General features: G+C 69.7%; 19 protein-coding genes and 1 tRNA gene. 14 read left to right on the top strand and 6 right to left on the bottom strand.

All coding sequences use genetic code 11. The annotated features are described in order from the left end of the window. The first annotated feature begins 284 nt into the window (after positions 1 to 284). On the top strand, positions 285 to 1,106 hold the full coding sequence (locus ACFPZI_RS12730; RefSeq protein WP_381362367.1) for a class I SAM-dependent methyltransferase: 822 nt from the start codon (positions 285 to 287) through the stop codon (positions 1,104 to 1,106). A gap of 4 nt (positions 1,107 to 1,110) precedes the next feature. After that, complete coding sequence (gene hrpB, locus ACFPZI_RS12725; protein ID WP_381362366.1) at positions 1,111 to 3,651, top strand: ATP-dependent helicase HrpB; 2,541 nt, start codon at positions 1,111 to 1,113, stop codon at positions 3,649 to 3,651. 355 nt (positions 3,652 to 4,006) lie between these two features. Here the strand turns inward: hrpB and ACFPZI_RS12720 are convergent, their stop codons facing one another. Then, entirely contained in the window at positions 4,007 to 5,791 is a 1,785-nt protein-coding gene (locus tag ACFPZI_RS12720) for a lytic transglycosylase domain-containing protein (RefSeq protein ID WP_381362363.1), read from the bottom strand. 315 nt (positions 5,792 to 6,106) lie between these two features. Here ACFPZI_RS12720 and ACFPZI_RS12715 point away from each other — a divergent pair, with 315 nt between their 5' ends. Then, the gene (locus ACFPZI_RS12715) at positions 6,107 to 6,967 is read left to right on the top strand and encodes a DUF4184 family protein (RefSeq protein ID WP_381362361.1); all 861 of its coding nucleotides are present in this window, start codon (positions 6,107 to 6,109) and stop codon (positions 6,965 to 6,967) included. Here ACFPZI_RS12715 and ACFPZI_RS12710 read toward each other — a convergent pair. Beyond that, the gene (locus tag ACFPZI_RS12710) at positions 6,885 to 7,331 is read right to left on the bottom strand and encodes a hypothetical protein (protein ID WP_381362358.1); all 447 of its coding nucleotides are present in this window, start codon (positions 7,329 to 7,331) and stop codon (positions 6,885 to 6,887) included. The two genes, ACFPZI_RS12715 and ACFPZI_RS12710, sit on opposite strands and share 83 nt — an antisense overlap. Positions 7,332 to 7,508: 177 nt before the next feature. After that, positions 7,509 to 10,235, bottom strand: a complete 2,727-nt coding sequence (gene polA, locus ACFPZI_RS12705; RefSeq protein WP_381362355.1) for a DNA polymerase I — start codon at positions 10,233 to 10,235, stop codon at positions 7,509 to 7,511. A 276-nt stretch (positions 10,236 to 10,511) separates the two neighbouring features. Between polA and ACFPZI_RS12700 the strand changes: the two genes are divergently transcribed. The 3 genes from ACFPZI_RS12700 to ACFPZI_RS12690 all read left to right on the top strand — a co-directional run bounded on the left by ACFPZI_RS12700 (position 10,512) and on the right by ACFPZI_RS12690 (position 13,994). After that, entirely contained in the window at positions 10,512 to 12,791 is a 2,280-nt protein-coding gene (locus ACFPZI_RS12700; RefSeq protein WP_381362352.1) for an FdhF/YdeP family oxidoreductase, read from the top strand. Positions 12,792 to 12,915: 124 nt separating this feature from the next. Next, positions 12,916 to 13,410 carry a PaaI family thioesterase gene (locus ACFPZI_RS12695; protein ID WP_381362349.1) on the top strand — a complete coding sequence of 165 codons (495 nt, stop codon included), beginning with the start codon at positions 12,916 to 12,918 and terminating at the stop codon, positions 13,408 to 13,410. A 92-nt stretch (positions 13,411 to 13,502) separates the two neighbouring features. Continuing rightward, a complete protein-coding gene (locus ACFPZI_RS12690) occupies positions 13,503 to 13,994 on the top strand; it encodes a hypothetical protein (RefSeq protein WP_381362347.1) in 492 nt (163 codons plus the stop codon). 262 nt (positions 13,995 to 14,256) lie between these two features. On the opposite strand, the gene ACFPZI_RS12685 is transcribed toward ACFPZI_RS12690, so the two are convergent. Beyond that, a complete protein-coding gene (locus ACFPZI_RS12685) occupies positions 14,257 to 14,490 on the bottom strand; it encodes a hypothetical protein (protein ID WP_381362344.1) in 234 nt (77 codons plus the stop codon). Between the two features lie 421 nt (positions 14,491 to 14,911). Here ACFPZI_RS12685 and ACFPZI_RS12680 point away from each other — a divergent pair, with 421 nt between their 5' ends. The 5 genes from ACFPZI_RS12680 (at position 14,912) to ACFPZI_RS12660 (ending at position 20,691) form a co-directional block, all read left to right on the top strand. Continuing rightward, complete coding sequence (locus ACFPZI_RS12680) at positions 14,912 to 16,147, top strand: branched-chain amino acid ABC transporter substrate-binding protein (protein ID WP_381362341.1); 1,236 nt, start codon at positions 14,912 to 14,914, stop codon at positions 16,145 to 16,147. A 108-nt stretch (positions 16,148 to 16,255) separates the two neighbouring features. Next, entirely contained in the window at positions 16,256 to 17,188 is a 933-nt protein-coding gene (locus ACFPZI_RS12675; protein WP_381362338.1) for a branched-chain amino acid ABC transporter permease, read from the top strand. Positions 17,189 to 17,193: 5 nt separating this feature from the next. Further along, positions 17,194 to 19,020 carry a branched-chain amino acid ABC transporter permease gene (locus ACFPZI_RS12670; protein WP_381362335.1) on the top strand — a complete coding sequence of 609 codons (1,827 nt, stop codon included), beginning with the start codon at positions 17,194 to 17,196 and terminating at the stop codon, positions 19,018 to 19,020. 4 nt (positions 19,021 to 19,024) lie between these two features. Beyond that, entirely contained in the window at positions 19,025 to 19,978 is a 954-nt protein-coding gene (locus tag ACFPZI_RS12665; RefSeq protein WP_381362332.1) for an ABC transporter ATP-binding protein, read from the top strand. Further along, entirely contained in the window at positions 19,975 to 20,691 is a 717-nt protein-coding gene (locus tag ACFPZI_RS12660) for an ABC transporter ATP-binding protein (RefSeq protein WP_381362329.1), read from the top strand. Before ACFPZI_RS12665 ends, ACFPZI_RS12660 begins: the two co-directional genes overlap by 4 nt. A gap of 70 nt (positions 20,692 to 20,761) precedes the next feature. On the opposite strand, the gene ACFPZI_RS12655 is transcribed toward ACFPZI_RS12660, so the two are convergent. Then, positions 20,762 to 21,418, bottom strand: coding sequence for an ANTAR domain-containing response regulator (locus ACFPZI_RS12655; RefSeq protein WP_381362327.1), 657 nt, complete (start codon positions 21,416 to 21,418; stop codon positions 20,762 to 20,764). Between the two features lie 102 nt (positions 21,419 to 21,520). On the opposite strand from ACFPZI_RS12655, the gene ACFPZI_RS12650 reads away from it, so the two are divergent. Continuing rightward, positions 21,521 to 21,595: transfer RNA gene (locus ACFPZI_RS12650), tRNA-Leu, on the top strand. Positions 21,596 to 21,701: 106 nt separating this feature from the next. Beyond that, positions 21,702 to 22,100, top strand: coding sequence for a hypothetical protein (locus ACFPZI_RS12645; RefSeq protein ID WP_381362324.1), 399 nt, complete (start codon positions 21,702 to 21,704; stop codon positions 22,098 to 22,100). A gap of 21 nt (positions 22,101 to 22,121) precedes the next feature. Here ACFPZI_RS12645 and pyk read toward each other — a convergent pair whose 3' ends face one another. Continuing rightward, the gene (pyk, locus tag ACFPZI_RS12640) at positions 22,122 to 23,558 is read right to left on the bottom strand and encodes a pyruvate kinase (RefSeq protein ID WP_381362321.1); all 1,437 of its coding nucleotides are present in this window, start codon (positions 23,556 to 23,558) and stop codon (positions 22,122 to 22,124) included. A 280-nt stretch (positions 23,559 to 23,838) separates the two neighbouring features. On the opposite strand from pyk, the gene ACFPZI_RS12635 reads away from it, so the two are divergent. Beyond that, on the top strand, positions 23,839 to 25,683 hold the full coding sequence (locus tag ACFPZI_RS12635; protein ID WP_381362318.1) for a bifunctional metallophosphatase/5'-nucleotidase: 1,845 nt from the start codon (positions 23,839 to 23,841) through the stop codon (positions 25,681 to 25,683). The last annotated feature ends 70 nt before the right edge of the window (positions 25,684 to 25,753 follow it).

The raw sequence follows: 25,753 nt of genomic DNA, 5'->3' as shown, positions 1-25,753 counted from the left end.
GGCGCCTCGACAACCGAGGGGACATACAACAGATGCGAGCGCAGCCTGCTACGTCTGAGGTGCGCAGGCTCGCAGCGCAACTTGTAGCATACGGGTGCAGCCGGGCAGGGTCAATGCGCGAAGCCCCCCACCCGGGGTGGATCGCCGCATAACCGGCACAATTCCCCCGTTCGGGGGTAGAGCCGCACGTCAGATGCCACCGTGAGGCCACGCGGAAACCCGCCATTGCAGGACACCGCGCCCCTGTGGCGACAGCCGGGGCGACTGGACGGAAGAGTACGACGATGGAGCCGATCATCCAAGAGCCCGAAGGTCCCGAACCCGAGGCGACCCGACGGGACGCCGGCATCACCGAGAGCGCCCGCGCCAACCGGGGCTGGTGGGACCGCAACGCGGACGAGTACCAGGTCGAGCACGGCACGTTCCTCGGCGACGACCGCTTCGTGTGGTGCCCCGAGGGCCTGGACGAGGTGGAGGCCGAGCTGCTCGGCCCGCCGGAGGAGCTGAAGGACCGCGCCGTCCTGGAGCTCGGCGCCGGCGCGGCCCAGTGCTCGCGCTGGCTGGCCGCGCAGGGCGCGCGCCCGGTGGCCCTGGACATCTCGCACCGGCAGCTGCAGCACGCGCTGCGCATCGGGGGCGCGTTCCCGCTGGTGTGCGCGGACGCGGGCGTGCTGCCGTTCGCGAACGGTTCCTTCGACCTGGCCTGCTCGGCGTACGGGGCGCTGCCCTTCGTCGCCGACCCGCGGCTCGTGCTGCGCGAGGTGCACCGGGTGCTGCGGCCCGGCGGCCGGTTCGTCTTCTCCGTTACGCATCCCATCCGTTGGGCGTTCCCGGACGAGCCCGGTCCGGAAGGGCTGAGCGTCTCCGGGTCGTACTTCGACCGCACGCCCTATGTGGAGGAGGACGAGCAGGGCCGCGCGGTGTACGTCGAGCACCACAGGACGCTGGGCGACCGGGTCCGCGACGTCGCCGCCTCGGGCTTCCGGCTGGTGGACCTGGTGGAGCCTCAGTGGCCGGAGTGGAACAGCTCCGAGTGGGGCGGCTGGTCCCCGCTGCGCGGCCGTCTGATCCCGGGAACGGCGATCTTCGTGTGCGTACGGGACTGAGTGCGTGATCCGTCACGACGCCCTGGACGCCCTCCCCGTACGCGAGGCGCTTCCCCCGCTGGCCGACGCCCTTCAGGAGCGTGGCACCGCCGTCCTCGTCGCGCCGCCCGGCACCGGAAAGACGACCCTGGTGCCGCTGGTGCTGGCGGGGCTGACCGGCGACGGCCCCGCGCGGCGGGTCGTGGTCGCCGAGCCGCGGCGGATCGCGGCGCGCGCGGCGGCCCGGCGGATGGCCTGGCTGCTGGGCGAGAAGCCCGGCGAGTCGGTCGGCTTCACGGTGCGCGGGGAGCGGGTGACCGGCCGGCACACGCGCGTGGAGGTCGTCACGACCGGCGTGCTCCTTCAGCGGCTGCAACGCGACCAGGAGCTGACCGGTGTGGACGTCGTGGTGCTCGACGAGTGCCACGAGCGGCATCTGGACGCGGACACGGCTGCGGCGTTCCTGTGGGACGTGCGCGAGACGTTGCGGCCGGAGCTGCGTCTGGTGGCCGCGTCGGCGACGACCGACGCGGCGGGCTGGGCACGGCTGCTGGGCGACGCGCCCGTCGTCGAGGCGCGCGGCACGGCGCACCCGGTGGAGGTGGTGTGGACGCCGCCCCCGCGTCCGGTGCGGCCGCCGCACGGTATGCGGGTCGACCCGGCGCTGCTGACGCATGTGGCGTCGGTGGTGCGGCGGGCGCTGGCCGAGCGGGACGGGGACGTCCTGGTGTTCCTGCCGGGCGTGGGCGAGATCGCCCGGGTCGCCGCGCAGCTGGGGACGCTCCCGGACGTCGAGGTGCTCCAGGTGCACGGGCGGGCGCCGGCCGCGGTGCAGGACGCGGTGCTGGCGCCCGGCCGGCGGCGCCGCGTGGTGCTGGCGACCTCGGTGGCGGAGTCGTCGCTGACGGTGCCGGGGGTGCGGGTGGTCGTGGACGCGGGCCTCGCGCGTGAGCCCCGCGTCGACCACGCGCGCGGGCTGAGCGCTCTGACGACGGTACGGGCCTCGCAGGCGGCGGGCCGGCAGCGGGCGGGTCGGGCCGGGCGTGAGGCGCCGGGTGCGGTGTACCGGTGCTGGGCGGAGGCGGAGGACGCCCGGCTGCCGCGGTTCCCCTCCCCCGAGATCAAGGTGGCCGACCTGACGGCGTTCGCGCTCCAGGCGGCCTGCTGGGGCGATCCGGACGCCTCCGGGCTCGCCCTGCTCGATCCGCCCCCGGCCGGGGCGATGGCGGCGGCCAGGGCCGTCCTGACCGCGATCGGGGCCGTCGGCGCCGACGGGCGGGCCACGGAGCGGGGCACACGGCTCGCCCGGCTGGGCCTGCATCCCCGGCTCGGGCGTGCCCTGCTGGACGCGGCGGCGGCCGTGGGCCCCGCGCTCGCCGCCGAGGTGGTCGCGCTGATCGGCGAGGAGGCGCCGCGGAGCTACGGGGACGATCTCGCCGGCGCGTTGCGCACCGCGCGGCGCGGGGACGACGCCTACGCACAGCGGTGGCGCACCGAGGTGCGCCGGCTGCGCGCGCTCGCCCAGGACGTCTCCGCACGGGGCTCCTCGCGGGGCTCCTCACAGACGGGCGGCGGCCTGCCGCGCGTGGACGAGGTGGACGCGCGGGTGGGGCTGGTGGCCGCGCTCGCGTTCCCCGAGCGGATCGCCCGCGCGGACGGCGGTTCGTATCTGATGGTGTCCGGGACGCGGGCCGAGGCCGGGGCGGGCACCGGGCTGCGCGGCGCGCCCTGGATCGCGGTCGCCGCGGCCGACCGGCCCGTGGGACGGGGGCACGCGCGTGTGCAGCTCGGCGCGGTCGTCGACGAGGGCACCGCGCGGTGGGCGGCCGGCGCCCTGCTGGAGACACGCGAGGAGGTCCACTGGGCCGACGGGGAAGTCATCGCCCGGCGGGTCGAGCGGCTGGGGGCCGTCGAACTGGCCGTACGGCCCCGTACCGACGCGGAGCCCGCGCTCGTACGGGCCGCGCTGCTGGACGGGCTGCGGCGGGAGGGGTTCGGGCTGCTGCGGTGGCCGGCCGGGGCGGCCGTGCTGCGGCAGCGACTCGCGTTCGTGCACCGACAGGCCGGCGAACCCTGGCCCGACGTGTCCGACGACGCGCTGCACGCGCGCGTGCAGGAGTGGCTGGAGCCTGAGCTGAGCCGCGCCCGGCGCCGGGCCGACCTGGCCCGGATCGACGCCGGGCAGGCCCTGGGCCGGTTGCTGCCGTGGGCGTCCGGGGAGGCTGCCCGCCTGGACGAACTCGCCCCCGAGCGGATCACCGTGCCCAGCGGGTCCGCGATCCGGATCGACTACTCCGACCCCGGACAGCCGGTGCTCGCGGTGAAACTCCAGGAGATGTTCGGGCTCCAGGAGTCGCCACGGGTGGCCGGGGTGCCCCTGCTGGTGCATCTGCTGTCCCCGGCCGGCCGGCCCGCCGCCGTCACCGCCGACCTCGCCTCCTTCTGGAAGGACGGCTACAAGGGCGTACGGGCCGAGCTGCGCGGCCGGTATCCCAAGCATCCGTGGCCCGAGGACCCCGCTGCGGCCGAGCCGACCCGGCACACCAACGCGCGGCTCGGGCGGTGACCTGCTCCCGCTCCGCCGCCGGGACGGGGCCGGACCTCGCGGAGCGGCGGCCACGGGCCTCCAGGTGCAGCGCCAGGCCCAGCAGGACGACGGCGTACACGGGCGGCGAGCCCCGCGACGGCGGCGACGAGGGCGCGCATACGGACCTCCGGCGGACGGCACAGCGGCGCGGGACGGTGGCGGGTTCGGTTCCGTGACCCCACTCGAACCGATGAGGCGTCGGATCGTGGGGGAGTCGGTGCCGTAGGAACGGGCGGGCGAGATGAGAACACGTCGCGCACACGGGAGGGCGCCCCCTCCGTCAGCGATGGAGGGGGCGCCCTGTTGTCCGCGCGGGGTGCGGGCGCGCGTGCGGCTACGCGCCGGCGGTGGGGCCGGGGGACGCGGTCCCGGCCTCGGCCTCGGCCTCGGCCACGGTGAGTTCGACCGTGAGAGTGGCGCCGCCCGCGGTGGTGATGCGGAGCAGGAAGGTGCCGGTGGTGTCGTCCGCGTACAGCCGGGGCAGCTTCAGCCGGCCGTCCGCGTCCGTCCGGAGGTCGCTCAGAGTGCGTACGGCCTTGTCGTCGGCGTCCTTGAAGTAGGGGCCCTTGTCGTTGACGGTGGGATCGTCGGCCGATGTGATCAGCGTGGCGGTGGCGGCGACCTTGCCGGCGGCGGAGCCGTCGTGAGTGGCCCGCACCTCGACGCGATGGGCGAACTCGCCGCCCGGCGTGCAGGTCAGCGCCTCGTCGTCGGTACGGACGACGGTGTCGGCGACGCGCTCGGTGACGGTGGCCCGGTAGTCGAGGCCCGGCACCACGCGGCCGACGACGGTGGCGCGGACGGTGACGTCGCCGGTCTTCTCACCTGCCTGGAGTGCGGGCGCGACGGCGACGCCGGAGCTGTTGGTGAGGACGGTGGCCACGCTCTCGCCGCCGGTGAAGGTGGTGTCGGTGTCGCCGACGACGGTGAAGCGGATCCGCACCTTCGCGACGCTCTTGCCCTCGTCCGTCTCCGCGCGGGTGCGGATCCGCTCGGTGAACGCCTCACCCGCCGTCGCGGTGAGCTTGCCGGTGCCGGCGTTCTCCAAGTGGTTCACCGTATCGGTGGGCGTGGAGGGCGTGGTGGGCGGCGGGGTGCTCGGCGGCGGAGTTGTCGATGGCGGCGGGGTCGTGGACGGCGGGGTGCTCGGTGTGCCGGGCGAGGACGGCGGCGTGGTGCTGCCGCTGCCCTGCTTGCCGGGCGCGGTGCCGGGCTTCGACGGCCGCGTGTCCGGGGCGGACGGGCTGGTGCCCGGCGTCGACGGGGTGGGGCTCGTGGCGCGGTCGTCGCTGCGGTTGTCGGGCACAGTGCCGGTGCCGTCCGGGATCTCGTGCGTGCCCTTGCGGTAGTACTCCAGCCACGACAGGACGGTGTTCAGGTACTCCGTCGAGTTGTTGTAGCTGAGGATCGCCCTGCCGAGGTCCGCCCGGTCGGACAGGTCCCAGCCGAAGCGGCACAGGTAGTGGCCGGCCGCCAGCGCGGCGTCGTAGATGTTGTTGGGGTCCTCGCGGCCGTCGTCGTTGCCGTCACGGCCGGCCCACGCCCAGGTGGACGGGATGAACTGCATGGGGCCGACGGCGTTGTCGTAGGCGCTGTTGCCGTCGTACTCGCCGTCGTCGGTGTCCTTGATGAGCGCGAAGCCGTTGCCGTCGAGCTGCGGGCCGATGATCGGGGAGGTCGTGGTGCCGTCGGCGTCGACGCGTCCGCCGCGGGCCTGGCCGGACTCCACCTTGCCGATGGCGGCGAGCAGTTGCCAGGGCAGGTTGCAGGCGGGCTTGGCCTCGCGCAGCGCGGCTTCGGCCTTCTTGTAGGCGTCGAGGACGGTCGCGGGTATGCCCGCCTCGGCGGCGCCCCGCGTGACCGGGTCGGAGCTCGCGGACGGCGAGGGGTTGGGGCTGTTCAGCGGCGGCAGGTCCGTGTAGTACGGCGAGTTGCCGGTCGCGCCGGGGTCGTCGGTGCTCTCCTCGGACTCCGAGGTTGCGCCCGAGGAGGTCCGGCCGTCCTGACCGCCGATCGTCACACCCGGAGCCTGGGACGCGGACAGGGCCGCCACCGCGGCCGCCGCCACGGCGGTGGTTGCCGCTCCCTTGCGCAGCCTCCTGCCGAAATGCGCCGCCATAGAGTGAACCCCTCCCCATGGACGCCAAAGCGTCCGTCAACGTCTGTCACGCTCGCCTGTTGTGACGATCAGCCGCAACCATCAGTTGTACTGATCTGTTGTAACGATGCGGCCCGCCCCGCCTGTTGCACCGGGCATGGCAACTCTCGCGACCCTACGGCACCATCCTTTGCTCGGACACCCGTTCATGCCCGGTATTCACCGGTTGGCCACAGCTTTTCCCTCACCGGTCGTGGACGGCCGCGTCGCGCATACTGGGGCCCACCGAGCACCCGGGCCGACCGATCGGGTCAACTACCCTCCCAAGGATCTGAGTTGCCTTTCACGCTGAGCCATGCGGTGGCGGTCCTGCCCGCCGTACGCACCGACGGGACCGGCCGGGGGCCGCTGGTGCCGGCCGTACTCGTGGCAGGCAGTCTCGCTCCGGACCTGACCTACTACGCGGCCGGTGTCCTGTCCGGGGCGATGGAGTTCGGGGACTTCACGCACTCCTTCCCGGGCGTTCTCACCATCGATGTGGGCATCGCCTGGGCGCTGGTGGGTCTCTGGCTCCTGGTCCGCGAACCGCTCGTCGCGCTGCTGCCTCGGTCCCGGCAGGGGCGGACGGCCGCCCTGCTGCGTTGCGGCACGCCCCGCGCGCGCGTGCGCGCCTCCTTGGTGGCGCGCTGGTACGTCTCGGCCGTGCTCGGTGCGCTGACGCACGTGGTCTGGGACGAGTTCACACACCTCGACCGGTGGGGGATGCGGGTCTTCCCCGTCCTGGGACAGGAGATCGCGGGCTCACCGCTGTACTGGTACCTGCAGTACGGCGGTTCGGCGGTGGCCGCGGTGGTGATCACCGTGTTCCTGGCGCGGGCGCTGCGCCGGGCGACGCCCCGCCCGGGGCCGGCGGGGGTCCCGGCGCTGTCCACGGCCGACCGGTGGGCGGCCGCCGCGCTGCTCGGCGGCTGCGCGCTGGCGGGGGCCGTGCAGCGGGCCTCACGCTGGTGGGACTACTGGGGTGCGACCGCGAAGCCCTGGGAGCTGATCCCCACGGTGTGTTTCGGGGCGGGCGCCGGGCTCGTCCTCGCGCTGCCGGTGTACGCCGTGGCGGTCAGGGCGTGGCGTCCGGCCCCGGCCACCGCGGGCCCCGGGGAGGCGGATACGCGGCGGCCGAGCCGTACGGCCGCACGCTGAGGGTCTCGCCGGCCGCCACGAACACGGTGACGGTACGGACCGGGTGGGGCCGGGGCAGCAGGGTGAGGGCGAGCGTCAGACAGCCGCGGGCCAGCTCGGCCCACAGCCGCCACGCAGGCGGCTCGCCGACGCCGGGGCCCGGGAGTCCGGGCCCTTCGCAAAGACCGGGGTGCCAGGGACCGTCGGCGATGCGGCGGCCGAGGTCCGCGGCGGCACGGCGCAGCGCGCCGGCGAGGGGGACGGGGGTACGGGCGGTACTCGCGCCGGCCGCGAAGACCGGAACCGGCGACAGCGCCTCGGGGGTGGGTCCGTCGGCGGCAGCCCTCGGGGATGTCGCTCTGCGGTGAAGCATGCGTATACCCATGCCCCGCATCCTGGCGCCGCGTCCACCCGGCGGCTTGCCCGCGCGGTCCACGCGAGTGAAGCGCCCTCCGGGGGCGGGCGCTTGCAAGGCGGACGGGCAGGGGCGGAAGGCGGATGGGCAGGCGCCTTCCGCCCCTGCCCGTCCGTCGCCCGTCGGTCTCGGCCGTGCCCGGCGCCGTCAGTGTGCCGCCGACTCCCAGTCCGGGCCCGCGCCGACCGAGACGCCCAGGGGGACGCGGAGCCGGACCGCGTCGGCCATCTCCCGGCGGATCAGTTCCTCCGCCGCCGGACGCTCGCCGGGGGCGATCTCCAGGACGATTTCGTCGTGGACCTGGAGGAGCATGCGGGACGTGAGGTCCGCCTCGCGCAGCGCGCGGTCCACATTCAGCATGGCGATCTTGACGATGTCCGCCGCCGTGCCCTGGATCGGCGCGTTCAGCGCCATGCGCTCGGCCGCCTCGCGGCGCTGACGGTTGTCGCTGTTGAGGTCGGGCAGGTAGCGCCGGCGGCCGAAGAGGGTCGCCGTGTACCCCGTCGCCCGGGCTTCGTCGACCACTCGGCGCAGATAGTCCCGTACCCCGCCGAACCGCTCGAAGTACGCGTCCATCAGGGCGCGGGCCTCGGCCGCCTCGATGTTCAGCTGCTGCGAGAGCCCGAAGGCGGACAGGCCGTACGCGAGGCCGTACGACATCGCCTTGATCTTACGGCGCATCTCCGCGTCCACCGCGGACTGCTCGACCGCGAACACCTGCGCGGCGGCCGTGGTGTGCAGGTCCTCACCGGAGGTGAACGCCTCGATGAGACCGGCGTCCTCGGAGAGGTGTGCCATCACCCGCAGTTCGATCTGGCTGTAGTCGGCGGTGAGGAGGGATTCGAAGCCCTCGCCGACGACGAAGCCCCGGCGGATCGCGCGTCCCTCGTCGGTACGGACCGGGATGTTCTGCAGGTTCGGGTCGGTCGACGACAGGCGGCCGGTGGCGGCGACCGTCTGGTTGAACGTGGTGTGGATACGGCCGTCAGCGGCGATCGTCTTGATCAGGCCCTCGACGGTGACGCGCAGCTTCGCCTGCTCACGGTGGCGCAGCATGATCACCGGCAGCTCGTTGTCGGTCCGGCCGGCCAGCCAGGCCAGGGCGTCGGCATCGGTCGTGTACCCGGTCTTGGTCTTCTTCGTCTTCGGCAGGCCGAGTTCGCCGAAGAGGACCTCCTGGAGCTGCTTGGGCGAGCCCAGGTTGAACTCGTGTCCCGCCGCCGCGTGCGCCTCCTTCACGGCCTGCTGCACGGCGCCCGCGAACATCTGCTCCATGGACTCCAGATGGGCCCGGTCCGCCGCGATGCCGTGCCGCTCCATGCGGGCCAGCAGGATGGACGTCGGCAGCTCCATGTCCCGCAGCAGATCCGCGGCACCCACCTCCTGGAGGCGGCCCTCGAAGGCCTCGCCCAGGTCGAGCACCGCACGGGCCTGCACCATCAGCGTCTCGGCCTCGGCGGCGTCGTCCGCACCGAAGGCCAGCTGGCCGTCGGCCGCGGCGGCGGGCGCCAGTTCGCGGTGCAGGTACTCCAGGGACAGCGCGTCCAGGGCGAAGGAGCGGCGGCCCGGCTTGACCAGATAGGCGGCGAGGGCCGTGTCCATCCAGACGCCCTCGACGCTCCAACCATGCTCGGCGAAGACCCGCATCGCGCCCTTGGCGTTGTGGAACACCTTGGGACGGTCCGCGTCCGAGAGCCAGGCGGCGAACGCCTGCTCGTCGCTCTCGTCCAGCTCGGCCGGGTCGAACCAGGCGGCCGGTCCGGCGGTCGCGGCCAGGGCGATCTCGGCGACCGAGCCGGCCCCCAGCGCCCAGGTGTCGACGGTGGCGACGCCGAGGGTCCCGATGGCGTGCTCGGCGAGCCAGCCGGCCAGCTCGCCCGCGCCCAGGACGGTCCCGTCCAGCTCCACGCCCTCCGCGACGACCGGGGCGGCCTCGGCCTCCTGCGCTCCGGGGTCGACGGCGAAGAGCCGCTCGCGCAGTGACGGGTTCCTGATCTCCAGGGTGTCCAGGATCATCGCGACGGCCTTGCGGTCGTAGGCGGTCCGCTCCAGGTCGGTGACGCCCTTGGCCAGCTCGACCTGCCGCTCCAGCTCGGTGAGGCGGCGGTTGAGCTTGACCGACTCCAGATGGTCGCGCAGATTCTGCCCGGCCTTGCCCTTGACCTCGTCGACCCGCTCGACGAGCTGCGCGAAGGAGCCGAACTGATTGATCCACTTCGCGGCCGTCTTCTCACCGACACCGGGAATGCCGGGCAGATTGTCGGACGGGTCGCCGCGCAGCGCCGCGAAGTCGGGGTACTGCGCGGGCGTCAGCCCGTACTTCTCGAGCACCTTCTCGGGGGTGAACCGGGTCAGCTCGGAGACGCCCTTGGTCGGATACAGCACCGTGGTGCGCTCGGAGACCAACTGGAAGGAGTCCCGGTCGCCGGTGACGATCAGCACGTCGAAGCCCTCGGCCTCGGCGCGGGTGGCGAGCGTGGCGATGACGTCGTCCGCCTCGAACCCGTCGACGGCGAAGCGCGGGGCGTGCATCGCGTCGAGCAGCTCACCGATCAGCTCGACCTGGCCCTTGAACTCGTCCGGGGTCTTGGAGCGGTTCGCCTTGTACTCGGCGAACTCCGCCGAGCGCCAGGTCTTGCGGGAGACGTCGAAGGCCACCGCGAAGTGCGTGGGCGCCTCGTCGCGCAGCGTGTTCGCCAGCATCGACGCGAAGCCGTAGATCGCGTTCGTCGGCTGGCCCGTCGCGGTGGTGAAGTTCTCCACGGGCAGCGCGAAGAACGCGCGGTAGGCCAGCGAATGCCCGTCCATGAGCATCAGTCGCGGTCGGGCCTCGCCGGAGGTCTGGTCGGTCTTCTTCGCTGCTGTCTCTGCCACGTCCCCGATCCTGCCACGCGCCACCGACACTCGGCCCCGCCCCCGCGTCACCGGACCCCATGACCGCCGCCCTGCACCGGACGATTCGCGGCCCCGACCCCCATCACTCGAAATTGCTCAAAGCAGCTCAAAGCTACTTACATCCGTTCGTAATCGCTCATCTCGAATATCCCCGCCCCCACCCCCGCCCGAGGCTCGCCCGGCCCCCCTCGTTGTCACCGCCACGTGCGAGGATCGGCGGCATACGTCACACGTGTACGCGAAGAGGAGTGCGCGATGGCCAGCAAGCCGCCCAAGGGTGACCCGGTCCAGGACGCGCCGAAGGTCGCCGCGCCGAAACACTCGGCAGCGGGCCTCACGGCGATCGGCCACAGTCTGCGCATGGCCCACCAGCAGATGGGCGTGAAACGCACGGCGCTGACCCTGCTCAGTGTCAACCAGAAGAACGGTTTCGACTGTCCGGGCTGCGCCTGGCCCGAGCCCGAGCACCGGCACACGGCGGAGTTCTGCGAGAACGGCGCGAAGGCCGTGGCCGAGGAGGCCACCCTGAGACGGGTCACCCCCGAGTTCTTCGCCGAGCACCCCGTCGCCGACCTGGCCGGCCGCAGCGGCTACTGGCTGGGCCAGCAGGGCCGCCTGACCCACCCCGTGTACCTCCCGGAGGGCGGCGACCGCTACGAGCCGGTCACCTGGGAGCGCGCCTTCGACATCGTCGCCGAGGAGATCAACGCCCTCGACTCCCCCGACGAGGCCCTCTTCTACACCTCCGGACGCACCAGCAACGAGGCCGCGTTCCTCTACCAGCTGTTCGCGCGCGAGCTCGGCACCAACAACCTGCCCGACTGCTCGAACATGTGCCACGAGTCCTCCGGCTCCGCCCTGTCCGAGACGATCGGTGTCGGCAAGGGCAGCGTCCTGCTGGAGGACCTCTACAAGTCCGACCTGATCATCGTCGCAGGCCAGAACCCGGGCACCAACCACCCGCGCATGCTGTCAGCCCTGGAGAAGGCCAAGGCGAACGGCGCGCGGATCATCAGCGTCAACCCGCTGCCCGAGGCCGGCCTGGAGCGCTTCAAGAACCCGCAGACCCCCAAGGGCCTCACCACCGGCACTGCCCTCACCGACCTGTTCCTGCAGATCCGCCTCGGCGGCGACCAGGCCCTCTTCCGCATCCTCAACAAGCTGATCCTCGACACGCCCGGCGCCGTCGACGAGGTCTTCGTCCGTGAACACACCCACGGCTACGAGAACTTCGCCGAGGCCGCCCGCGCCGCCGACTGGGACGCCACCCTCACCGCGACCGGCCTCACGCGCGAGGACATCGAGGAATGCCTGCGCATGGTCCTCGCATCGAAGCGCGTCATCGTGTGCTGGGCGATGGGCCTGACCCAGCACAAGCACTCCGTGCCCATGATCCGCGAGATCGTCAACTTCCTGCTGCTGCGCGGCAACATCGGCCGCCCCGGCGCGGGCGTCTGCCCGGTGCGCGGCCACTCCAACGTGCAGGGCGACCGCACCATGGGCATCTTCGAGCGGCCCGCACCGGAGTTCCTGGAAGCCCTGGAGAAGGAGTTCGGCTTCACCCCGCCGCGCGAACACGGCTACGACGTCGTACGGGCCATCCGCGCACTGCGCGACGGACAGGCGAAGGTCTTCTTCGCCATGGGCGGCAACTTCGTCTCCGCCTCCCCCGACACCGAGGTCACCGAGGCCGCGATGCGCCGGGCCCGGCTGACCGTGCACGTGTCGACCAAGCTGAACCGCTCGCACGCCGTCACGGGCGCGCGCGCCCTCATCCTGCCGACCCTGGGGCGCACCGAACGCGATCTGCAGGGCAGCGGCGAGCAGTTCGTGACGGTCGAGGACTCCATGGGCATGGTGCACGCCTCCCGCGGCCGCCTCGAACCGGCGAGCGGGCAGCTGCTGTCCGAACCGGCCATCGTCTGCCGGCTGGCCCGCCGCGTCCTCGGCTCCGACAGCAAGGTGCCGTGGGAGGAGTTCGAGAAGGACTACGCGACGATCCGAGACCGCATCGCACGCGTGATCCCCGGCTTCGAGGACTTCAACGCGCGCGTGGCGAACCCCTCGGGCTTCGCACTCCCCCACGCCCCGCGCGACGAGCGGCGCTTCCCCACGGCCACCGGCAAGGCCAACTTCACCGCCGCCCCGGTCGAGTACCCCGAACTGCCGGAGGGGCGGCTCCTGCTGCAGACACTGCGCTCGCACGACCAGTACAACACCACGATCTACGGCCTCGACGACCGCTACCGCGGCATCAAGAACGGCCGCCGCGTGGTGCTCGTCAACCCCGAGGACGCGCGCGAACTGCGGCTCGCGGACGGCTCGTACGTCGACCTGGTCAGCGAGTGGAAGGACGGCGTGCAGCGCAAGGCCCCCGGATTCCGCGTCGTGCACTACCCGACGGCCCGCGGCTGCGCCGCCGCGTACTACCCGGAGACCAACGTCCTGGTGCCGCTGGACGCTACCGCCGACACCAGCAACACCCCGGCCAGCAAGTCCGTCGTGGTCCGTCTGGAACAATCCGCGACCGACTGAGCGTTTGCTCAGTGATGTCGGCGGCACTGCCGTGGACGCGACGCAAAGCGTCCACGGCAGTGCCGTACCGCCGCAGTGATCACGACGGACGAAACACGACGCACGACGAACGGAGCCCGGCCCCATGGGAGAGCAGCAGCACGTGAAGTTCCCGCAAGAGGTCATCGACGAGTACGCCGCGCTCGGCGTGGACCTGCGGGCACTGTTCTCCGCCGGCCACCTCGGCACCCGCATGGGCGTGCAGATCCTGGATGCCTCGGCCGAGCGGGTCGTCGGAACGATGCCCGTGGAAGGCAACACCCAGCCCTACGGGCTGCTGCACGGCGGCGCCTCCGCCGTCCTGGCCGAAACCCTCGGGTCGGTGGGGTCGATGCTGCACGGCGGCGCCACCAAGATCGCCGTGGGCGTCGACCTCAACTGCACCCACCACCGCGGCGCACGCTCCGGCCTGGTCACCGGGGTCGCCACCCCGGTGCACCGGGGGCGGTCCACGGCCACCTACGAGATCGTCATCAGCGACGAGGCCGGCAAGCGGGTGTGCACCGCGCGTCTGACCTGCCTGCTGCGGGACGTCGGCCCGAAGGACGCGGAGCGGGCTTCCGGCGCCGTGACGCGCTGACCGACACGGGAGGGTGCGGGGCGCGCGACTGCCCCCGCACCCCCCATTGCCCGTCCCTTGCCCGGGAACCGTGGGCGCCCTACCGTTCGAGCATGGATCGGGGAGGCGCCATCCGGCCCGCCGCGCGGGGCCCCGGCCGCCCCCTGCGCACCACGATGCCACTCCCGGCACCCCTCCCGACGGTCTTCACGACAGCGTTCCCCGCCGCCCTCCCTGCCACCCTCGTGACCGTCCTCCTGGCAGCCGGATGCGGCCCGTCCGGACACACCGGCACCCCGGCACCATCCCTGTCGTCGCCGCCCCCGTCGCCCTCACCGTCAACAACCGCACCCGAGGACGTGTGCGCACGGATCGTCGCCCACTGGGCCCGCGAGGTGCTCGACGGCACCGCCTACGGCGACTACCAGTCAATGGGCCTGTCCAACGGCCAGTACGACATCCTGCGCGACGCCGTGCACGCCGCCCGCCCCGTCCGTGAGCGCCAAGGCACCGCGGCCGCCCACAACGTGATCGTCCGTCACGTCCGCGGGGCCTGCGCCGAACGGCACCGCACCGGCGGACCGGACGAAGGCGCCTGGCGATGAACGCCATCGGCCCCGTGGAACCCGGCGACGAAACCCTCCCCTTGGCCACCCCGCCGCTCTCCCACGGACCCCGCGGCCGGCGCGGCCCCCTCGGCTCTCGCCTCGAGCGCCTCACGCGGTTGTACGGGCGTCACCGCCGGACCGTACTCGCCACTCTCACCGCGGCGACCGTCCTCGCGGCCGGCGTCCTCCTGCACGCCACCCGCCCCCGGCAACCCCCTCCGCCCGCACCGCCGTTCCCGGCCCACGTGACGACCATCACCTACGTGAAACCGCAGGCCACAGGTCCAGAAACAGACAAACGGAATTTCAGCTTCATCGTCGAACTCACCGTGAGATCAGGCCCTCCGGTCACCGTCACCCGCATATCCCGGCCGTACCCGAGTCTCTCCATGACGTCCAGCCCGCACATCCCTTTCCGGACAAAATCAGGATCCCCCCGCAAGATCGCCATCACCCTGCGCACCACGAAATGCGGAGAATTGTCAGGGAGCATCGGAATCTCCTTCCTGGACGTAACTCTACGTAATAAGCGCGAAATACAGACACGCTCCTTCCACCTCGGACCGCGCTACGCACAGGACCTCTCCACAGCCCTACAGGTCGCCTGCGGCAACGATTTTCGGTAATCACCAAAACCGCCGACACACCTGAACGCACCCCGCCCGGTCCTGCGGTTTCTCACCATGCGGACAGGTCAAAACGGCTTGAATTCCTCCGTTCCCCCCACTCAGTACCGCTCTGCATTACCTCGTGTCATAACAAGAGAGTCACAGCATTGGCCAGACCCTCCTCCCCGTTCCCCCCACCCGCTTAGAGTCACGGCCAGTCACCGCGCCTCCCGATTCTTACTTCGGCCCAGCGCTCGACTCGGCCGTTTCCACCGGGAAACAGCCGTCAGGGGAAAGGACTGGATCGTGCGTCAACGTTCACTCATCGCCGTCACCGCTGCTTTGGCTGCGGGAGCACTCACCCTCACCGCCTGCGGTTCGCGCGACGAGGGCGGCAGCGGCGGCTCGGATTCCGGCAACGGCGGCACCACCGTCGTCATCGGCGTCGACGCACCACTGACCGGCGACCTGTCCGCCCTGGGCCTCGGCATCAAGAACTCCGTGGACCTCGCCGCCAAGATCGCCAACAAGCAGAAGACCGTCGAAGGCGTCACCTTCAAGGTCGAAGCCCTCGACGACCAGGGTCAGCCCTCCGTCGGCCAGCAGAACGCCACCAAGCTCGTCGCCAACGACGAAGTCCTCGGCGTCGTCGGCCCGCTGAACTCCTCCGTCGGCGAATCCATGCAGAAGGTCTTCGACGCCGCCCAGCTCGTCGAGGTCTCCCCCGCCAACACCAACCCCTCCCTCACCCAGGGCCTTGACTGGCAGAACAAGCAGGTCCGCACCTACAAGTCGTACTTCCGCACCTCGACCACGGACGCCATCCAGGGCCCGTTCGCCGCCGAGTACCTCTACAACGACTCCAAGAAGCGCAAGGTCTTCGTCATCGACGACAAGAAGACCTACGGCGCCGGCCTCGCCGGAACCTTCACCGCGGCCTTCAAGGAGCTCGGCGGCGACGTCGTCGGCACCGAGCACATCGACCCGGACACCAAGGACTTCAACGCCGTCGCCGCCAAGGTCAAGAAGTCCGGCGCCGACGTCGTCTACTACGGCGGCGAATACCCGCAGGCCGGCCCGCTCAGCAAGCAGATCAAGGCCGCCGGAGCCAAGATCCCGCTCGTCGGCGGCGACGGCATCTACAGCGCCGACTTCATCAAGCTCGCCGGCGCCACCGGTACCGGCGACCTCGCCACCTCCGTCGGCGCCCCCGTCGAAGACCTCCCCTCCGCCAAGGAGTTCGTCGCCAACTACAAGGACGCGAACTACAAGGACGACTACGAGGCCTACGGCGGCTACAGCTACGACTCCGCCTGGTCCATCATCGAAGCCGTCAAGAAGGTCGTCGAGGACAACGACGGCAAGCTCCCCGACGACGCCCGCGCCAAGGTCACCGCCGCCATGCAGAACGTCTCCTTCGACGGAGTCACCGGCAAGGTCTCCTTCGACGAGTTCGGCGACGCCACCAACAAGCAGCTCACCGTCTACGCCGTCGAGAACGGCGACTGGAAGGCCGTCGACTCCGGCACCTACACCGGCTGACCCAGCCCGCACCACACGAGCCGCGCGGGGCGCCGCACCACAGGCGCCCCGCGCGGCTCGCATCCTGCCCCATTCGTCTATTTTTCCGAACGTCTCGGAGGACATGCGGTGAACGAACTGCCGCAGCAGCTGGTCAACGGCCTGCTACTGGGATCCATGTACGGGCTGGTCGCCATCGGCTACACAATGGTCTACGGCATCATCCAGCTCATCAACTTCGCCCACGGCGAGATCTTCATGACCGGCGCCTTCGGCGCACTCACGGTCTACCTCTACATCCTGCCCGACGGCACATCCATGCTCATCGCCCTCCCCCTCATGCTCCTCGGGGCGATCATCATCTCCACCACCGTCGCCGTCGGAGCGGAACGATTCGCCTACCGGCCCCTCCGAGGCTCACCCCGCCTCGCCCCCCTCATCACCGCCATCGGCCTCTCCCTCGCCCTCCAGCAAGCCGTATGGGCCTGGTACCCCGAAGCCAAATCGGCCCGCACCTTCCCCCAGATCGACGGCGGACCCTTCCACATCGGCAGCGTCACCCTCCAGACCGGCGACATCTTCCTCTTCATCGCCGCCCCCGTCAGCATGGGCATCCTCGCCTACTTCGTCATGCGCACCCGCACCGGACGCGGCATGCAGGCCACCGCCCAGGACCCCGACACCGCCAAACTCATGGGCGTCAACACCGACCGCATCATCGTGGTCGCCTTCGCCCTCGGCGCCGTCTTCGCCGCCGTCGGATCCGTCGCCTATGGACTCAAGTACGGCCAGATCGAATTCAAGATGGGCTTCATCCTCGGCCTCAAAGCCTTCACCGCAGCGGTCCTCGGCGGCATCGGCAACATCTACGGCGCCATGATCGGCGGCCTCGTCCTCGGCCTCGCCGAAACCCTCGCCACCGCCTACATCTCCGACATCCCCGGCCTCGACCAGTTCGGCAGCCAGTCCTGGGCCAACGTCTGGGCCTTCATCCTCCTCATCCTCGTACTGCTGTTCAGACCCCAAGGCCTGCTCGGCGAACGCGTTGCGGACAGGGCGTGACACCGATGACCACACAGACCAGCACACCGAACACCCCCGCCACCTCCGCGGCGAACACCACCACCGGCCTCATCGGCATCCCCCCGCACACCGGCCGCGCCCTCGCCACCGCCGGCGGCGCCCTCACCATCATCTCCACCTTCCTCGCCTGGACCTGGACCTCCGAATTCCCCGGCGACCTCACCTACTACGGCTACCCCGGCGGACTCCAGGTCCTCGTCCTCATCGCCGGCACCCTCACCACCCTCCTCGCCCTTTCCTCCTACGGCGTCCGAGGCCTGCGCTGGCTCGCCCCCGCCGGCGCCGACGCCGCCATCAAACTCGCCGCACTCGCCGCCTTCACCACCACCTGGTACACCATCCTCGCCATCAGCCTCGAGCTCGGCGGCGTCGTCAACCTCGAACCCGGCGGCTACCTCGCAGCCGCAGCCACCCTCCTCGCCCTCCTCGGCGCGCTCGCCCTCCCCTTCGAACGCCCCGAACCCGACCCCATCGACCCCGACGAAACCGGCTGGGCACACTTCAGGCACAACGCCGGCCACACCTGGCAGACCATCAAGGCAGCCTTCACCTCCGGCGCCCCACGTCCCGTACCCCCCCTGCCCTCCTACGCCGAAATCCTCATCATCGTCGGCGTCCTCGCCCTCGCCCTCGTCGTCTTCACCTACGGCATCGGCACCGGATACGACGAACTCTTCGTCGGCTTCCTCATCACCGCCGGCTTCGGCTTCGCCGCACTCAACAAGTCCGGACTCATCGCCCAGGCCTCCTACATCACCGCCCGGCACCAGAACATCACCGTCTGCGGCGCCTTCATCGCCGCAGCCTGCTTCCCCTTCACCCAGACCGACGACCAGTACGCCACCCTCGGCGTCTACATCCTCATCTTCGCCACCGTCGCCCTCGGCCTGAACATCGTCGTCGGCCTCGCCGGCCTCCTCGACCTCGGCTACGTCGCCTTCCTCGGCGTCGGCGCCTACGCCGCCTCACTCGTCTCCGGCTCCCCCAGCTCACCCTTCGGCGTCCACTTCCCCTTCTGGGCAGCTGTCCTCGTCGGAGCCATCGCCTCCCTCATCTTCGGCGTCCTCATCGGCGCCCCCACCCTCCGCCTCCGCGGCGACTACCTCGCCATCGTCACCCTCGGCTTCGGCGAGATCTTCCGCATCGCCGTCAACAACCTCGACGGCACCTCAGGACCCGACCTCACCAACGGCTCCAACGGCATCTCCTCCATCCCCGACCTCACCATCCTCGGCTTCGACCTCGGCACCCCCCACGACATCGCCGGCTTCACCATCGGCCGATTCGCCAACTACTTCTTCCTGATGCTCGCCATCACCGCGGTCGTCGTCCTCGTCTTCCGACGCAGCAGCGACTCCCGCATCGGCCGCGCCTGGGTCGCCATCCGCGAAGACGAAACCGCCGCCCTCGCCATGGGCATCAACGGCTTCCGCGTCAAACTCATCGCCTTCGCCCTCGGCGCCACCCTCGCCGGCCTCGCCGGCACCGTCCAAGCCCACGTCACCTACACCGTCACACCCGAGCAATACCTCTTCGCCGGCACCACCCCACCCAACTCCGCCTTCCTCCTCGCCGCAGTCGTCCTCGGCGGCATGGGCACCATCGCCGGACCCCTCATCGGCGCCGCACTCCTCTTCCTCATCCCCAACAAACTCCAGTTCCTCGGCGACTACCAACTCCTCGCCTTCGGCCTCGCACTCGTACTCATCATGCGATTCCGCCCCGAAGGACTCATCCCCAACCGCCGCCGCAAACTGGAATTCCACACAGAGGACGACGCGCCCGCAGTCCTGAGCAAGACAGGGGCCTGACCACATGACCACCCACACCACCACCAAGGACACCACCCCAGGTACCCCCGCCCCCGGCGACACCGTCCTCGACGCCCGCGGCGTCACCATGCGCTTCGGCGGCCTCACCGCCGTCCGCGACGTCGACCTCACCGTCAACAGCGGCGAAATCGTCGGCCTCATCGGCCCCAACGGAGCCGGCAAGACCACTTTCTTCAACTGCCTCACCGGCCTCTACATCCCCACCGAAGGCGAAGTCCGCTACAAGGACCGCGTCCTCCCACCCAAGTCCTTCAAGGTCACCGCCGCCGGCATCGCCCGCACCTTCCAGAACATCCGCCTCTTCGGCAACATGACCGTCCTGGAAAACGTCCTCGTCGGCCGCCACACCCGCACCAAAGAAGGACTCTGGTCCGCCCTCCTCCGCGGCCCCGGCTTCCACAAAGCAGAAGCCAAATCCCGCGAACGCGCCATGGAACTGCTTGAGTTCATCGGCCTCGCCGACAAGGCCGAACACCTCTCCCGCAACCTCCCCTACGGCGAACAACGCAAACTCGAAATCGCCCGCGCCCTCGCCAGCGAACCCGGCCTCCTGCTCCTCGACGAACCCACCGCCGGCATGAACCCCCAGGAAACCCGCGCCACCGAAGAACTCATCTTCGCCATCCGGGACATGGGCATCGCCATCCTCGTCATCGAGCACGACATGCGGTTCATCATGAACCTCTGCGACCGCGTAGCCGTCCTCGTCCAGGGAGAAAAACTCATCGAGGGCGACGCCGCCACCGTCCAGAACGACGAACGCGTCATCGCCGCCTACCTCGGAGAACCCCTCGACAACGACCCCGGCGCCGAAGAAGTAGCCGAAGTGGAAGCCGCCGAAGCCTCAGCAGCCGACACCACTGCCGGAACCACCGGGACCACCACGGACACAACCCCCGGCAAGGACGCAGCACCCGGCAAGGAGAACGACCGATGACCGCACTCCTCGAAGTCGAAGACCTCAAAGTCGCCTACGGCAAAATCGAAGCCGTCAAAGGCATCTCCTTCAAGGTCGAAGCCGGCGAAATCGTCACCCTCATCGGCACCAACGGCGCAGGCAAAACCACCACCCTCCGCACCCTCTCCGGCCTCCTCAAGCCCGTCGGCGGCCACATCAAATTCAACGGCAAATCCCTCAAGAAAACCCCCGCCCACCAAATCGTCGCCCACGGCCTCGCCCACTCCCCCGAAGGCCGCCACATCTTCCCCCGCATGACCATCGAGGACAACCTCCGCCTCGGCGCCTTCCTCCGCAACGACAAAGCAGGCATCGAAAAGGACATCCAGCGCGCCTACGACCGTTTCCCCATCCTCGGAGAACGCCGCAAGCAGGCAGCCGGAACCCTCTCCGGCGGAGAACAGCAAATGCTCGCCATGGGCAGAGCCCTCATGTCCCAGCCCAAACTCCTCATGCTCGACGAACCCTCCATGGGCCTCTCACCGATCATGATGCAGAAAATCATGGCCACCATCTCCGAACTCAAGGCCCAAGGCACCACCATTCTCCTCGTCGAGCAGAACGCCCAGGCCGCCCTCTCCCTCGCCGACCAGGCCCACGTCATGGAAATCGGCAAAATCGTCCTCTCCGGAACCGGACAGAACCTCCTCCACGACGAATCCGTCCGCAACGCCTACCTCGGCGTCGACTGACCCGCCCACAGCACAGCACTGAGGCCCGGCTCCCCTCAGGGGAACCGGGCCTCAACAGCACGACCGAAAACTACCCCTTCGACGCCTTCTTCTCCTCCGCGTCGTCAATAACCGCCTGCGCCACCTGCTGCATCGACATCCGCCGATCCATCGACGTCTTCTGAATCCACCGGAACGCCGCCGGCTCCGACAACCCGTACCCCGTCTGCAACACCGACTTCGCCCGGTCCACCAGCTTCCGCGTCTCCAACCGCAGACTCAGATCCGCGACCTCACGCTCCAACTCCCGCAACTCCGTGAACCGCGACACCGCCATCTCGATCGCCGGCACCACATCACTCTTCGAGAACGGCTTCACCAGATACGCCATCGCGCCCGCGTCCCGCGCCCGCTCCACCAGATCACGCTGCGAGAACGCCGTCAGCATCAACACCGGCGCGATACTCTCCTCAGCGATCTTCTCCGCCGCCGAGATACCGTCCAGCTTCGGCATCTTCACATCGAGAATCACCAGGTCAGGCCGGTGCTCCCGCGCAAGCTCCACCGCCCGCTCACCATCACCGGCCTCCCCGACGACGGTGTACCCCTCCTCCTCCAGCATCTCCTTGAGATCGAGCCGGATCAGCGCCTCGTCCTCGGCGATCACGACACGCGTCGTCATCGGAGGCACGTGCGACTTGTCGTCATCGGACGCGTCTACTGGCTGGGGCGACTCGGGGGCACTCACGTGGGCTCCTTGGTGCGGGGCAGGCTGGTACTGCTGACAAGAGCGTACCCAGCTGCGGTAAGGTGGGGGCGCACGGGGATACCGTTCCCCTTGCTTTCCAAGGCCCCAGTACTCCAACTGGTCAGAGAGGCCGCTCTCAAACAGCGGACAGTGTGGGTTCGAATCCCACCTGGGGCACTTTTCCTTGGATTCCGAGGCAGAAGCCAGCGCACTCTCGTCCACGTTCTCGTGAACCTCCGCCGATTGCTGCGTGTCGCGACGATCATTCACGCACCGTTTGCGTATGTACAACCTCAGTACGCGCAAGCGGGCACTCGCTATGGTGAGCCAGGGCCGCAGTCTCAACTCGGTGAGTCACGAGACAGGAATCTCACGCGCCGCGATCAGGTCCTGGCAACAGGCTCTGGCCGACGAGTACCCCTGGGAGTTCGTCCGTGGACTCATCCACTCCGATGGATGCCGGATCACCAACTGGACGACTCGCATGGTTCGCGGTGAGCGGAAGCGCTATGAGTACCCGCGGTACTTCTTCACCAATCTCTCAGCCGACATCATCCGCCTCTTCACAACACCCCTGGACCAAGTGGGTGTCGAATGGCGGCAGCCCAGCCCCCGCAACGTTTCCGTTGCCAAGAAGGCCTCCGTCGCCCTGATGGACCTTCACGTGGGCCCCAAGTACTGAACCGGGGCCCTGGCAGCAGGACTACTTGGGGCTGTCGTCCTCGCCGATGTGGTGGACGCGGACGAGGTTGGTCGAGCCGGAGACGCCGGGCGGGGAGCCGGCGGTGATGACGACGATGTCGCCCTTCTTGCAGCGGCCGTAAGTGAGGAGGAGTTCATCGACCTGGTCGACCATGGCGTCGGTGGAGTCGGCGTGGGGGCCGAGGAAGGTTTCGACGCCCCAGGTGAGGCTGAGTTGGGAGCGGGTGGCGGGGTCGGGGGTGAAGGCGAGGAGGGGAATGGGTGAGCGGTAGCGGGAGAGGCGGCGGGCGGTGTCGCCGGACTGGGTGAAGGCGATGAGGTGGGTGGCGTTGAGGAAGTCGCCGATTTCGGCGGCGGCTCGGGCGACGGCGCCGCCCTGGGTGCGGGGTTTGTTGGTGTCGGTGAGGGGTGGGAGGCCTTTGGCGAGGAGGTCTTCTTCGGCTGCTTCGACGATGCGTGCCATGGTGCGGACGGTGTTGATGGCGTGTTTGCCGACGCTGGTTTCGCCGGAGAGCATGACGGCGTCGGTGCCGTCGATGATGGCGTTGGCGACGTCGGAGGCTTCGGCGCGGGTGGGGCGGGCGTTGTCGATCATCGAGTCGAGCATTTGGGTGGCGACGATGACCGGTTTGGCGTTGCGTTTGGCAAGTTTGATGGCGCGCTTTTGAACGATGGGGACTTGTTCGAGTGGCATTTCGACGCCGAGGTCTCCGCGGGCGACCATGATGCCGTCGAAGGCGGCGACGATGTCGCCGATGTTCTGGACGGCTTGGGGTTTTTCGATTTTGGCGATGACGGGGAGGAGGCGGCCTTCTTCCTCCATGATGCGGTGGACGTCCTTGATGTCGTGTCCGCTACGTACGAAGGAGAGGGCGATGGTGTCGAAGCCGGTGCGCAGGGCCCAGCGGAGGTCGTCCTCGTCCTTTTTGGAGAGGGCGGGGACGGAGACGGCGACGCCGGGGAGGTTGAGGCCTTTGTGATCGGAGACCATGCCGCCTTCGATGACGGTGGTGTGGACGCGGGGGCCGTCGACTGCGGTGACGTGGAGGGTGACTTTGCCATCGTCGATGAGGATGCGTTCGCCGGGGGTGACATCGTCGGCGAGGCCTGCGTGGGTGGTGCCGCAAGTGTGGCGGTCGCCTTGGATGCCGTCTTCCACGGTGATGGTGAAGGTGTCGCCGCGTTCAAGGAGTACGGGGCCTTCGGTGAAGTGGCCGAGTCTGATTTTCGGGCCTTGAAGGTCGGCGAGGAGGCCGACGCTGTGGCCGGTTTTGTCGGCGGCTTTTCGGACCCGGTGGTAGCGCTCCTCGTGTTCGGCGTGGGTGCCGTGGCTGAGGTTGAATCGGGCTACGTCCATTCCGGCGTCGACCAGGTCTTTGATCTGGTCGTATGTATGGGTGGCGGGCCCTAGCGTGCAGACGATTTTTGCTCGGCGCATGGTCTGACCCTAGGGCTTACCGACGGGTAGGGATTAGGTCACATGTGACCATCCGACGGACCGCGTATGAATGGTTATTGACGAGTGTTGAATTGTGCGGCCGGATGCTCCGATGAGCACACCGGACCCCCGGCCGCGCTGTGGCTCGCCTTGCCGGTCACGGCTGCCGCTGCCACTGCCGGATCGCGGTCCGTGGAGGCTGGTCAGACTCGACGTGTTCAGGTCAGAATCGTCGCGCGCGAATCTACGCGCGTCGTTGCCTGGATGAGGAGAGCCCCGGATGCCGTTGAACCGCCGGAAGTTTCTGACGAGGTCCGCTGTGACGGGGGCGGGGGTGGCGCTGGCGGGTGCGGCGGCTCCCGCCGCTCAGGCCGTCGGGTCCGCTCAGGCCACAGGGTCCGCCGCGGCGGCGGGTGCGGGGCAAGGGGGGAAGGGGAAGCCGGTGCGGCGGTACGCGCTGACCGTGATGGGGACGACGGACCTGCACGGCCATGTCTTCAACTGGGACTACTTCAAGGACGCGGAGTACGAGGACGGGGCGGGCAACGCGCAGGGTCTGGCGCGGGTGTCGACGCTGGTGGAGCAGGTCCGCAGGGAAAAGGGCCGGCACAACACAATGCTGCTGGACGCGGGGGACACGATCCAGGGCACGCCGTTGACGTACTACTACGCGAAGGTGGATCCGATCACCGCGAAGGGCGGTCCGGTTCATCCGATGGCGCAGGCGATGAACGCGATCGGGTACGACGCGGTGGCGCTCGGCAATCATGAGTTCAACTACGGGATCGAGACGCTGCGGAAGTTCGAGGAGCAGTGCCGTTTCCCGTTGCTGGGGGCGAACGCGCTGGACGCGAAGACGCTGAAGCCCGCGTTCCCGCCGTACTTCATCAAGAAGTTCCAGGTGAAGGGTGCTCCGCCGGTGCGGGTGGCGGTGCTGGGGCTGACGAATCCGGGGATCGCGATCTGGGACAAGGCGTATGTGCAGGGGAAGCTGACGTTCTCGGGACTCGAGGAGCAGGCGGCGAAGTGGGTGCCGAAGCTGCGGTCGATGGGTGCGGACGTGGTGGTGGTGTCGGCGCATTCGGGGTCGTCGGGGACGTCGTCGTACGGGGATCAGTTGCCGTATGTGGAGAACGCGGCGGCGAATGTGGCGCGGCTGGTGCCGGGGATCGACGCGATTCTGGTCGGTCACGCGCATGTGGAGATCGAGGAGTTGCGGGTCGTCAATGAGGAGACGGGCCGGGAGGTCGTGCTGTCGGAGCCGCTGTGTTACGCGGAGCGGCTGACGTTGTTCGACTTCGAGTTGGTTCTGGAGCGGGGCCGGTGGCGGGTGGAGTCGGTGGGGGCGTCGCTGCGGGATGCGGCGACGGTGGAGGACGATCCGCGGATCACGCGTCTGTTGTCGGACGAGCATGCGGAGGTGGTGGCGTACGTCAATCAGGTGGTGGGTTCGGCGACGGTGGCGTTGACGACGGTGGAGGCGCGTTACAAGGATGCGCCGATCATCGATCTGATCACCAAGGTGCAGGAGGACGTGGTCCGGGCCGCGTTGGCCGGGTCGGGATATGCGTCGTTGCCGGTGTTGTCGCAGGGGTCGCCGTTCTCACGGACGTCGGAGATTCCGGCGGGTGAGGTGACGATCCGGGATCTGTCGGGTCTGTATGTGTATGACAACACGCTGGTGGCGAAGTTGATGACGGGTGCGCAGGTGCGGGCGTATCTGGAGTGTTCGGCGGAGTATTTCGTGCGGACGGCGGTGGGTGCGCCGGTGGATGTGGCGGTGTTGACGAATGCGGGTGGGCGTCCGGACTACAACTACGACTATGTGTCGGGGTTGCGGTACGACATTGATATCGCGCAGCCGGCGGGGTCGCGGATCCGGAATGTGAGTTTCGGGGGTGCTCCGTTGGATGACGCGCAGGAGTTCGTGTTCGCGGTGAACAATTACCGGGCGAACGGGGGTGGGGCGTTTCCGCATGTGGCGTCGGCGAAGGAGTTGTGGTCGGAGTCGACGGAGATCCGTACGCGGATCGCGGAGTGGGTGACGGCGAAGGGTGTGCTGGATCCGGTGCAGTTCGCGTCGGTGGACTGGCGGCTGACGCGGGAGGGCACGCCGGTGTTCTGAAGGGCTGTGCGGGAGGGCGTGCCGATGGTGTGAGGGTCGGCGCTCCTTGAGGTCGCCCGAGGTCGCCAAG

Origin of the sequence: Streptomyces chlorus (assembly GCF_042655885.1) — a bacterium.
GTDB classification, from domain to species: Bacteria; Actinomycetota; Actinomycetes; order Streptomycetales; family Streptomycetaceae; genus Streptomyces; species Streptomyces chlorus.
Note: the sequence above shows the minus strand (reverse complement) of the source record. Positions and strands in the feature narration are given on the sequence as shown.